Raw genomic sequence first — 10,726 nt, forward strand, 5'->3', positions numbered from 1 at the left:
GAGTAGGTGCTTCATGGCTCACGCACCAGGCTTTTCACCACAGATCAGAATCCCCGCCACCTACATGCGCGGGGGCACCAGCAAAGGCGTGTTCTTCAAATTGACGGACCTGCCCGAAGCCGCCCGTGTCCCCGGCGCGGCGCGCGATGCCTTGCTGCTGCGGGTCATCGGCAGCCCAGACCCGTACGAGAAACAGATCGACGGCATGGGCGGGGCGACGTCCAGCACCAGCAAGACGGTGATCCTGTCCAAGAGCGACCGGGCCGACCACGACGTCGATTACCTGTTCGGCCAGGTCTCCATCGACAAGCCGTTCGTGGACTGGAGCGGTAACTGCGGCAACCTGTCGGCGGCGGTGGGGTCGTTTGCCATCAGCAGTGGCTTGGTGGAGTCCAGCCGCCTTCCGCAAAACGGCGTGGCCGTGGTGCGGATCTGGCAGGCCAACATCGGCAAGACTATCATTGCCCACGTGCCGATGACCGATGGTGCGGTGCAGGAAACCGGTGATTTCGAACTCGACGGGGTGACTTTCCCGGCGGCAGAAGTGCAGCTGGAGTTCATGGACCCGGCTGCCGAGGAAGAAGGCGGGGGCGGTTCGATGTTTCCCACCGGCAACCTGGTGGATGACTTGGAGGTGCCCGGCGTCGGTACGCTCAAGGCGACCCTGATCAACGCCGGGATCCCGACGATTTTCATCAATGCCCGGGACGTCGGCTATACCGGCACCGAGCTGCAGGGCGCCATCAATGGCGACCCCAAGGCCCTGGCGATGTTCGAGACCATCCGCGCCCACGGCGCCCTGCGTATGGGCTTGATCAAGCAACTGGACGAAGCCGCCCAACGCCAGCACACACCGAAGGTGGCGTTTGTCGCGCCGCCGGCGGACTACGTTTCATCGAGTGGAAAAGCCGTTTCGGCGGGGGACGTCGACTTGCTGGTGCGGGCGCTGTCCATGGGCAAGCTGCACCACGCCATGATGGGCACCGCCGCCGTTGCCATCGGCACCGCCGCCGCCATTTCCGGCACCCTGGTGAACCTGGCCGCCGGCGGTACCGAGCGCAACGCCGTGCGCTTCGGACACCCGTCCGGCACCTTGCGCGTCGGCGCCGAGGCCAGCCAGGCCAATGGCGAATGGACCGTAACCAAAGCCATCATGAGTCGCAGCGCGCGGGTGTTGATGGAAGGGTTCGTGCGGGTGCCGGCAGACACGTTCTGATCCGCCGCAAGGATCTGGATTGAATCATTGTGGGAGCGGGCCTGCTCGCGATAGCGTCGGGTCAGCAACATCATTGTTGGCTGACACACTGATATCGCGAGCAGACTCGCTCCCACAAGGTTGTGGTTTGACTGACCGGCCCGGTTCAGCCCTGTTGAAACATCTCCCTGGCCCGTTGCTCGATCTGTTCCTGAGTCAGATCCTCCTTGTGGGTCGCCAGGAACCACACATGTCCATAGGGATCCTTCAAGCTGCCGGAGCGATCACCATAGAACTGATCCTTGACCTCGGCGATCACCGTGCCACCGGCGGCAATCGCCTGGGCATACACGCGGTCCACGTCCTCGACGTATAAATGCAGGCCCACCGACGGCGATTGGTCCGGATTGCTCAGGGGCCCCTGATCGCAGGGCGTGCCGAGCATGATCGGGCTGCCGCCGATCCGCAGTTCGGCATGACCGATGCCTCCGTCGGGCATTGCCAGACGCATGACTTCGGTGGCATTGAAGGCTTTTTTGTAGAACTCGATGGCTTCGGCGGCTTTATGAATGCCCAGGTAGGGCGTAATGCTGTGGAAACCTTCGGGAATGGCTTTGACGCCCATGACGTTTCTCCTTTTTGTATCGGGCGAAGAGAGGCTTCGTCGATTTGCGCCCATTCACTATAGGCCAGTGATTTCGAGGCGGCCCAAGTCCCGACGAACGCCTTACGACTCCTCCAGCAGATGCGCCCCCGGCCCACGCTCACCCAGCACATCGCCCTGGTTGCGCAGCGGGCAGGCCTCCATCGACAGGCAACCGCAGCCGATACAACCGTTCAACCGGTCACGCAACGCGATCAATTGGTTGATGCGTTCATCCAGATCCCGGCTCCACTGTGCCGACAGGATCTGCCAATCGGCGGCCGTGGGCGCGCGGTTGTCCGGCAGGGTTTTCAATGCCTCGCCAATCTCTGCCAGGGGAATACCCAGGCGCTGGGCGACTTTGATCAGGGCCACGCGCCGCAACACCCCCCGGGGGTAGCGGCGCTGGTTGCCCTGGTTGCGGGTACTTTTGATCAGCCCCTTGGCTTCATAGAAATGCAGGGCGGTGACGGCCACGCCGCTACGGGCGGCCACTTGGCCCACGGTGAGTTCTTTATGGATATCTATCTGTGCCATAGCGGATTCATTACTTGACCTTGACTTAAGTAGAGGTTTTACGCTGCACGCCTCCGGATCGCAAGATTCACCCTACGTGTATCGAGGACCTTTCATGCAATCGCCAAGGAACAATCGCAGCTTCACCCAACTGATCGAATTCGACATCGAGCCTCACTGGCAACAGGCGCTGATCACCGCCCTGTCGGAACAGACCGAGCGCCTGGCGCTGGATCATCAGGGCTTCTTGAGTGCCAGCATCCAGGTCAGCGATGACGGCAGGCGCGTACTCAATTATCTGCAATGGCAAACCCGGGAAGCGGGGGAGGCGGCGTTTCGACGGTTTGAAAGCGGCGAGCAGGATTTCTGGCGGCTGATTCGGGCTCACCGGGCCAAGGCCGTGACGTTTGGCTCGTTCCAGGTGATCCGCAGCATTGAACGCAGCCCGGATAATGCGCTGCAGTGTCAGTTGGTTGATTGAGCGTAATGAGGGATCCGGAGGGGCGATACCCACTATCAAGAGGGTTGATTTCTGCCGTGAAGGACCGGCGGGTAGCCTTTGTTCATCGCCCCATAACACCGGACACTCGTCATGAATCGCATCCTTGCCGTTTCGCTGCTGTTAGTCGCCACCGTGTTGAGTGGTTGCGCCGCCTCGACGCCTGAACTGCGCCCCTACACCGCTGAAGAAACCCGCGAACTGGCCCTTGAAGCCTTGAATCGCCGGGGTCTTTCGTTCGATGAATACCACGCGAAAAAAGCCGAACTGCTCGGTCCGTCGCAGAAAAACAGTGGTTTCGACGATCGCGGTGAAATGAGCGCCGAACAGCCGGTGCAGTTGTCCGGAAAGCCAAGCTGAGAGACTGTACTGCCGGAAGTTTTACCCAACTGTCCATGGGTTTGCGACAGGACCAAGAGTAGGGTCATCACCTGACCACACGACGGGCTGACCGCCATGACCCTTTCGCTGGACCTGCTGCTGGGCTTCGCCCTGTTTGCCCTTGTCACCTCGATCACACCGGGCCCCAACAACACCATGTTGCTGGCTTCGGGGGTGAATTTCGGCTTCAACCGCACCATCCCTCATATGCTGGGCATCAGCTGTGGATTCTTTGTCCTGGTGCTGGCGGTGGGCTTTGGCCTGGGCGCGGTGTTCCAGGCATATCCGCTGCTTTACACCGTACTGCGCTACGTTGGCGCGGCATACCTGTTGTATCTGGCATGGAAAATTGCCCACTCCGGCCCGGTCTCGGAGCACGAATCGGGGGCGCGCACGCCGATCAGCTACTGGGGCGCCGCAGCATTTCAATGGGTCAATCCCAAGGCCTGGATCATGGCCATCGGCGCCATCAGCACCTACACGCCGCTTCAAGGTTACTTCTTCAACGTGGTGGTAATCGCGGCCGTATTCGCCCTGATCAACCTGCCCAGTGTCAGCTTGTGGGTGGTCTGCGGCAGCCTGTTGCGCAACCTGCTGCGTGACCGTCGCTGGCTGCGTCTGTTCAACTGGGGAATGGCGCTGTTGCTGGTGGCCTCGCTGTATCCGTTATTGCTCGAAAGCATAAGATGAGGGGCTGAGCTTCGACTGGATGCCTGCTAAGCTCGCTGTTCAGGAGCGTTCCTACGCACTTTTAAACGAAGTCTCACTTCTTTAAGGTTGATCGGGTAGTAACCTCGAACCCAACGAGAGCGCCCGATCCCGGAACAGGCTCTGCGAGTTTTCCATGAATAAACGTCCTTTATATTTCGATTACGCGGCCACTACGCCAGTGGATGAGCGGGTTATCCAGGTCATGGTCGAATGCCTGGGTTTCGACGGTAACTTCGGCAACCCGGCCTCCAGCTCCCATGCCTTCGGGCAGGAAGCCCGGCGGTCGGTGGAGCGGGCACGTCAGCAGGTGGCGCAGTTGGTGGGGGCGCAGGCGCAGCAGATCGTCTGGACTTCCGGCGCCACCGAGTCCAACAACTTGGCCCTCAAGGGGGTGACCCAGGCGCGCGGGGCATCCGGTGGGCATGTCATCACCAGCCTGATCGAACACAAGGCGATTCTCGATACCGCCCGGCAGCTCGAGGAGAGTGGCGTCGCGGTAACCTGGCTGGCTCCGGATGCCGATGGGCTGATCAATCCGCAAGCTGTCCGCGAGGCCCTGCGTGAGGACACCTTCCTGGTGTCGCTCATGCTGGTGAACAACGAGCTGGGTACTGTCAATGACGTGGTAGCCATCGGCGAGCTTGTCCGTGGGCACGGCGCGCTGTTCCATGTGGATGCCGCCCAGGGCGCAGGCAAGGTCAGGATTGATCTGGCCCACTGGCCGGTGGACCTGATGTCCTTTTCCGCGCACAAGATCTACGGTCCCAAAGGCATCGGTGCGCTCTACATCGGCGAGCGTGCCCGACCGCGTCTGTCGGCGCAGATCCATGGGGGTGGGCATGAAGGCGGTTTTCGCTCGGGAACCCTGGCGACTCATCAGATCGCGGCCATGGGCGCGGCATTCGAGTTGGCGGCCCAGTCGTTCGACGACGAACTCGACAAGATTGTCCATTTGCGCAATCGTTTGCTTGAGCCGCTGCTGGCGCTGCCCGGTGTGTGTATCAATGGCAGTGCGACCCAGCGCATTCCCCACACGTTGAGCCTGACGTTCCATGAAGGTGAATTCAATCCAGCGGTATTGGGCGCTTCCCTTGCATTTTCCGCGACGTCAGCCTGCAATTCGGCGAACAACACACCGTCCCATGTGCTGCTGGCGTTGGGGCACGATGCTCGGGCGGCGGGGCGAACCATTCGCCTGAGTCTGGGGCGCTTCACCCGTGAACAGGATATCGACGAGGCCGTGCGGCTGATCAAGGCCGCCTGCGTCGCGGCGCCGGCATTCTGGGCCAGTACCCCCTGAGCCGGATGCTTTAGCCTTGAACAATAATATTGATAAACAGGAGACACGATGAGTACCGAGCCTTTGACCCATGGACTGGTTCCCCAGCGCCTGGCCCGAATTCGCCAACTGATGAGCCGGGAGGGCGTCCACGCGCTGCTGGTGCCGTCGGCTGATCCGCATCTGTCGGAATACCTGCCGGGCTATTGGCAGGGGCGGCAATGGTTGTCGGGCTTCCATGGTTCGGTCGGGACCTTGATCGTGACGAAGGACTTCGCCGGGGTCTGGGCCGACAGTCGTTATTGGGAACAGGCCACCCAGGAACTGAAGGGCAGCGGTATCGAACTGGTCAAGCTCATCCCGGGACAACCCGGCCCCTTGGACTGGCTGGCCGAACAGACACCCGAAGGCGGGGTGGTCGCGGTCGACGGTGCGGTAATGGCCGTGGCGTCGGCCCGAACCCTGGGCAGCAAGCTCGCGGAGCGAGGCGCGCGCTTGCGCACTGACATCGATCTGCTCAATGAAGCGTGGTCCGACCGTCCAAGCCTGCCCGCGCAGCCGGTGTACGCACACCTTCCACCCCAGGCGACCGTCAGCCGGGTCGAGAAACTCGCCAAGCTGCGTGAAACCCTCAAGGCGCGTAGCGCCGACTGGCACTTCATCGCCACGCTGGACGACATCGCCTGGTTGTTCAACCTGCGCGGCGCAGACGTGTCGTTCAATCCCGTGTTCGTCTCTTTTGCCTTGATCAGCCAGCAGCAGGCAACCCTGTTCGTGGCCCTGGACAAGGTCGACGGCGCGTTGCGTGCGATCCTCGAGCAAGACGGCGTAACCCTGCGCGATTACAGCGAAGCAGCGAGCGCATTACGTGAAGTGCCTGGTGGCGCGAGCCTGCTGGTCGATCCGGCCCGGGTCACCGTCGGTTTGCTGGATAACCTGGCCAGCGGCGTGAAGCTGGTGGAAGGGCTCAATCCCACGACGCTGGCCAAATCTTGCAAGAGCCTGGCCGACGCCGAGCATATCCGTCGTGCGATGGAGCAGGATGGCGCAGCGCTTTGTGAGTTCTTCGCCTGGTTGGAAAGTGCCTGGGGGCGTGAGCGCATCACCGAACTGACCATCGATGAACACCTGACCGCGGCTCGCAGACGCCGGCCGGATTTTGTCTCCCTGAGCTTCAACACCATTGCAGCTTTCAATGCCAACGGAGCCATGCCCCATTACCACGCCACGGCAGAAGCCCACGCGGTCATCGAGGGTGATGGGCTGTTATTGATCGATTCGGGTGGCCAATACCTGGGTGGCACCACCGACATCACCCGCATGGTGCCGGTTGGAACGCCCAACACTGAGCAGAAGCGCGACTGCACGCGTGTGCTCAAGGGCGTCATTGCCTTGTCCAGGGCTCGATTCCCGCGTGGCATTCTGTCGCCGCTGCTGGATGCCATTGCAAGGGCGCCGATCTGGGCCGAACAGGTGGATTACGGACATGGTACCGGTCATGGCGTCGGCTATTTTCTGAATGTCCACGAGGGGCCGCAGGTCATCGCCTACCAGGCGGCCCCCACGCCGCAGACGGCCATGCAGCCAGGCATGATCACCTCCATCGAGCCGGGGACTTATCGTCCGGGACGCTGGGGTGTACGCATCGAGAACCTGGCCTTGAACCGCGAGGCGGGGAGTAGCGAGTTCGGTGAATTCCTTGAGTTTGAAACCCTGACCTTGTGTCCGATCGACACGCGCTGCCTGGAACCGTCGTTGCTGACCCAGGATGAAAAGGCCTGGCTCAATGCCTATCATGCCGAGGTTCAGCGTCGCCTGAGCCCGTTGCTGGAAGGCAGCGCGCTGCAATGGCTGCAGACGCGAACGTTGGCTATCTGACTTTGGGATCAGCGAGGGCTTCACGGACGAAGTCCAGCCGGTCCTGGCCAAAGAACAACTCATCGCCGACGAACATGCTGGGGGCACCGAACACGCCCCGGGCAATGGCTTCTTCGGTGGTGGCCTTGAGGGCTTCCTTGACCTGCTCGTCAGTTGTCAGCGCCAGTACATAGCCGGGGTCGAAACCGCCTTCCTCCAGCACCGCTGCTACGGTCTGCGGATGGCTGAGATCGCGGGCGTCGACCCATAAGGCGCGGAACAGGCAGTCGATGAACGCTGTGAAACGTTCAGGATGACGCAGTTGCATACCGGTTATGGCGCGCATCAAGGACAGCGTGTTGATCGGAAAGTACGGATTGAGCTTGAACGCCACGCCGTAACGCTTGGCGAAGCGATCCAGGTCCTTGGCCATATGCGCGCCTTTGGCTGGAACGGTAATCGGCGATGCATTGCCCGTCGCCTTGAAGACACCCCCCAGTAACATGGGCCGGTAGACCAGTTCGCTGCCGGTGTGTGCGCAAAGCTGCGGGAGTTGGGTATAGGCCAGGTAGGTCGCCGGGCTGCCAAGGTCAAAGAAAAACTCCACCGATTTGCTCATGGTCACAGCTCTCTTGTTGTTATGGGGAGGGGCTTACCAGCGTTCGCTCCAGGGACGCAGGTCCAGCTCGAAGGTCCAGGCGTCGCGTGGTTGGGTATGCAGGTACCAATAGTTTTCGGCGATGTGTTCGGGATCGAGGATGCCGTCTTCATCCCTGGTCGCATATTTTTCTGGAAAGTTGCTGCGGATGAAGTCAGTGTCGATGGCGCCGTCCACCACCACATGCGCCACATGGATATTCAACGGGCCCAACTCGCGGGCCATGCTCTGGGCCAGCGCGCGGATGCCGTGTTTGGCTCCCGCGAATGCGGCGAACCCCGAGGCGCCCCGTAAACCCGCCGTGGCGCCGGTAAACAGGATGGTTCCGCGCTGACGCTTGACCATGCGTTTAGCCACTTCCCGGGCGTTGAGGAAACCGGAGAAACAGGCCATCTCCCATATCTTGAAGTATTTACGGGCGGTCTCTTCGAGAATGCTGCAGGGCACGTTGGCGCCGATATTGAAGACAAAAGCCTCGATGTGACCGATCTGACTCTCGATTTGTTCGATGAGCGCGATCACCTCGTCTTCCTTGCGCGCATCACAGGCAAAGCCGTGGGCTTCGCCGCCCTGAGCGCGTATTGCCTCCACCAACGGAGCGAGTTTGTCAGCGCTACGGCGGGTTACGCAGGCTACAAATCCTTCCTGCGCGAAACGTTTGGCTATTGCGCCACCCGTGGCGTCCCCCGCGCCAACAACCAGTACGACCTTCTTGTTATCCATGATCTGCCTCATTGGTAAACGATCGTTAGCTGAACGAACGTTATGCTACGCTCCGGTGTACGTCAAGTTGAGCGATCAGAGGCAGGACTCATGCGTTACTCAGCCAATCACAAAATGGAAACCCGGGAAAAGCTGCTCGCCAGCAGCGCCGTATCCGCCAAGAAATCCGGCTTTTCAACGGTGGGTGTGGATGGCCTGATGAAGGCGATCGGGTTGAGCGGCGGGGCGTTCTATAGCCATTTTTCTTCCAAGGACGAGCTTTTCAAGGCCATCGTCGAGCGGGAGTTGACCCAGAGCCTGGAGCGCCTGAGCGGTGACCATGTCTTGGACTCGGCCAGGTTGGAGCGTTGTCTCAAGCAGTACCTAAGCATGAGTCACGTCGAGCAGCCTGAGGTCGGTTGCGCCTTGCCAGTGCTTGGTGCTGAAATCGCACGCTCGGACGTGCAGGTGCGGGAGACTGCGCAAACGTGGATCTGTCGTTTGCATGAGAGCTGGGCGCGGATACTGGAAAACGACAGTCTGGCCTGGGCCATCCTGTCGCAATGCGTTGGGGCGCTGGTTGTTGCGCGCATGCTGGTCGCGCCGGAGATCCAGCGTAATGTCCTCAAGTCCAGCCAGGAGGAGATCGGCCGTCGAATGGCCGAGCAGCGGGTTGGTTGAGGACCGTTCGCTACTTGCAGATGACGATCATGCTGCGGCTGGTATAGCCGGCGGGGTTGAGACCGAAAGGATAATCCCCCGGCTCTTCGACTGCGTCCCCGGACTTGGCGATGACCTTGTAACTCTTGGGGGCGCATGAGTTGGCGGCACTGGCTGCGCACTGGTCCCAGGACGACGTCAGGCCGGAGCAGTTGATGTGCAGCGCTTTCTTACCGCGTTTGACTTCAGTTTTCGTCGTCGCCGCACAGCCCGCAACCGCGAGTACGGCGATCAATATCAAGATTCGTTTCATTCCCGTCCTTAACGCCGCCGTGAATCTCTGTCCACGTATGACTATATTCGCTTGCGCTTGAAGCGTTCATGACGTCCTGTATGAAAAATTCCATGTCTGACATTGGGTTACGGACCTAAACATGGCCTAAATGCGCGGCAAATGCCAGAGCTTCGTGAAATCCTGCTTCAATCCGCTGCAATAGCAGGCTTTACGGCATTATTCAGGGTCAGGGTTGCGCCGATTGACGCAAGAATGATGCAGGCAATCGCCATCCATTGGGCCAATGACAGGTACTCCTGGAGGAATACGAACCCTGATAGGGCTGCGACGGCGGGCTCGACGCTCATCAGGGTGCCGAAGGTGCGGGCAGGCAGGCGGGTCAAGGCGATCATCTCGAGGGTATAGGGCAGGGCCGTGGACAGGATGGCGACACCAATGGCGACTGGAATCAGGCTCGGTGTCAGCAGCGAGGCCCCGGCATGGACGATGCCGATAGGCGCTACGAACAGGGCTGCGATCACTACTCCCAGCGCAGCAGTCTGTACGCCATTGTCTGCGCCGGCTTTCTGGCCAAACAGGATATAGAGCGCCCAACAGACGCCCGCTCCCAATGCATAGCTGGCGCCGATTGGGTCGATGCCGGCCGTGGTGCTTCCTGTTGGTATTAGCAGAAGCAGGCCGATCACTGCCAGGGCAATCCAGAGAAAGTCGATTGCCCGGCGCGAATTATAAATAGCCACCGCCAGGGGGCCGGTAAATTCCAACGCCACGGCGATTCCCAGCGGCGTCGTGCGAACTGACATATAGAAGAGGAAGTTCATGCCGCCCAGCGCCATTCCATAGACAACCACGGTACGTAGGGATTGAGCTGTCAGCTTGGCGCGCCAAGGCCGCAGCAATATCAGCATGATGATGCTGGCAAAAATGAGCCGTAGCGTCGTAGTGCCCTGGGCGCCTATTACCGGGAACATACTTTTGGCCAGGGAGGCTCCTGACTGAATGGACGCCATGGCGATTAAAAGCAGAGCAACCGGGTACAAAGCGGAGGCCAGGCTGCGATGTGGGGGATTCATTAAGAGGGTTCGTCCAGAGTAAGGGCGGGCAGGTGGCTGATTTGAGCAATATACTGCGCATTTCGAGCGTCAACGTCTATATATAAGGCGGATTTCATTTGCCTGATGTCGTGGATAGATAGAAAAGCGTAATTAAGGGTTGACGGCAGATTCTGAGTCTCTATAATTCGCCCCACTTCCGGCGCAGTCGAAACGGAAAACTCCTTGAGTTTCAATGAGTTAGACGTTTAAAGGCAGCGCAGGGACTTCAGTTCATC

13 protein-coding genes are annotated in these 10,726 nt (G+C 60.3%); 7 read left to right on the top strand and 6 right to left on the bottom strand.

Annotated features, from left to right (window positions below; genetic code table 11):
* Positions 1-13: 13 nt before the first annotated feature.
* Positions 14-1,216: a 2-methylaconitate cis-trans isomerase PrpF gene (prpF, locus tag CGA22_RS21580; protein ID WP_041021363.1), complete on the top strand. Its 1,203-nt coding sequence runs from the start codon at positions 14-16 to the stop codon at positions 1,214-1,216.
* A gap of 145 nt (positions 1,217-1,361) precedes the next feature.
* Here prpF and CGA22_RS21585 read toward each other — a convergent pair whose 3' ends face one another.
* Together CGA22_RS21585 and soxR are read right to left on the bottom strand one after the other, a co-directional pair.
* Complete coding sequence (locus tag CGA22_RS21585; protein WP_041021362.1) at positions 1,362-1,820, bottom strand: VOC family protein; 459 nt, start codon at positions 1,818-1,820, stop codon at positions 1,362-1,364.
* 102 nt (positions 1,821-1,922) lie between these two features.
* Positions 1,923-2,375 carry a redox-sensitive transcriptional activator SoxR gene (gene soxR, locus CGA22_RS21590; protein ID WP_041021361.1) on the bottom strand — a complete coding sequence of 151 codons (453 nt, stop codon included), beginning with the start codon at positions 2,373-2,375 and terminating at the stop codon, positions 1,923-1,925.
* 94 nt (positions 2,376-2,469) lie between these two features.
* On the opposite strand from soxR, the gene CGA22_RS21595 reads away from it, so the two are divergent.
* The 5 genes from CGA22_RS21595 (at position 2,470) to CGA22_RS21615 (ending at position 7,102) form a co-directional block, all read left to right on the top strand.
* Complete coding sequence (locus CGA22_RS21595; RefSeq protein ID WP_041021360.1) at positions 2,470-2,835, top strand: antibiotic biosynthesis monooxygenase; 366 nt, start codon at positions 2,470-2,472, stop codon at positions 2,833-2,835.
* 111 nt (positions 2,836-2,946) lie between these two features.
* Positions 2,947-3,213: a lipoprotein gene (locus CGA22_RS21600; protein WP_041021359.1), complete on the top strand. Its 267-nt coding sequence runs from the start codon at positions 2,947-2,949 to the stop codon at positions 3,211-3,213.
* Between the two features lie 96 nt (positions 3,214-3,309).
* Complete coding sequence (locus tag CGA22_RS21605) at positions 3,310-3,924, top strand: LysE family translocator (protein ID WP_041021358.1); 615 nt, start codon at positions 3,310-3,312, stop codon at positions 3,922-3,924.
* Between the two features lie 154 nt (positions 3,925-4,078).
* Positions 4,079-5,245 (top strand): cysteine desulfurase family protein, encoded by a 1,167-nt coding sequence (locus tag CGA22_RS21610; protein ID WP_041021357.1) that lies wholly within the window; start codon positions 4,079-4,081, stop codon positions 5,243-5,245.
* A gap of 48 nt (positions 5,246-5,293) precedes the next feature.
* The gene (locus CGA22_RS21615) at positions 5,294-7,102 is read left to right on the top strand and encodes an aminopeptidase P family protein (protein ID WP_041021356.1); all 1,809 of its coding nucleotides are present in this window, start codon (positions 5,294-5,296) and stop codon (positions 7,100-7,102) included.
* On the opposite strand, the gene CGA22_RS21620 is transcribed toward CGA22_RS21615, so the two are convergent.
* Positions 7,095-7,700, bottom strand: a complete 606-nt coding sequence (locus CGA22_RS21620) for a 2-hydroxychromene-2-carboxylate isomerase (protein ID WP_041021355.1) — start codon at positions 7,698-7,700, stop codon at positions 7,095-7,097. The two genes, CGA22_RS21615 and CGA22_RS21620, sit on opposite strands and share 8 nt — an antisense overlap.
* A gap of 33 nt (positions 7,701-7,733) precedes the next feature.
* Positions 7,734-8,462, bottom strand: coding sequence for an SDR family oxidoreductase (locus CGA22_RS21625; RefSeq protein WP_041021354.1), 729 nt, complete (start codon positions 8,460-8,462; stop codon positions 7,734-7,736).
* A 90-nt stretch (positions 8,463-8,552) separates the two neighbouring features.
* Between CGA22_RS21625 and CGA22_RS21630 the strand changes: the two genes are divergently transcribed.
* Positions 8,553-9,122, top strand: coding sequence for a TetR/AcrR family transcriptional regulator (locus tag CGA22_RS21630; protein WP_041021353.1), 570 nt, complete (start codon positions 8,553-8,555; stop codon positions 9,120-9,122).
* Between the two features lie 10 nt (positions 9,123-9,132).
* Here CGA22_RS21630 and CGA22_RS21635 read toward each other — a convergent pair whose 3' ends face one another.
* Positions 9,133-9,414, bottom strand: coding sequence for a hypothetical protein (locus CGA22_RS21635; protein ID WP_041021352.1), 282 nt, complete (start codon positions 9,412-9,414; stop codon positions 9,133-9,135).
* Between the two features lie 167 nt (positions 9,415-9,581).
* Positions 9,582-10,469 carry a threonine/homoserine exporter RhtA gene (gene rhtA / locus CGA22_RS21640; RefSeq protein WP_041021351.1) on the bottom strand — a complete coding sequence of 296 codons (888 nt, stop codon included), beginning with the start codon at positions 10,467-10,469 and terminating at the stop codon, positions 9,582-9,584.
* Positions 10,470-10,726: the final 257 nt, after the last annotated feature.

This window comes from Pseudomonas sp. PSB18 (assembly GCF_014596565.1).
Lineage (GTDB): Bacteria > Pseudomonadota > Gammaproteobacteria > Pseudomonadales > Pseudomonadaceae > Aquipseudomonas.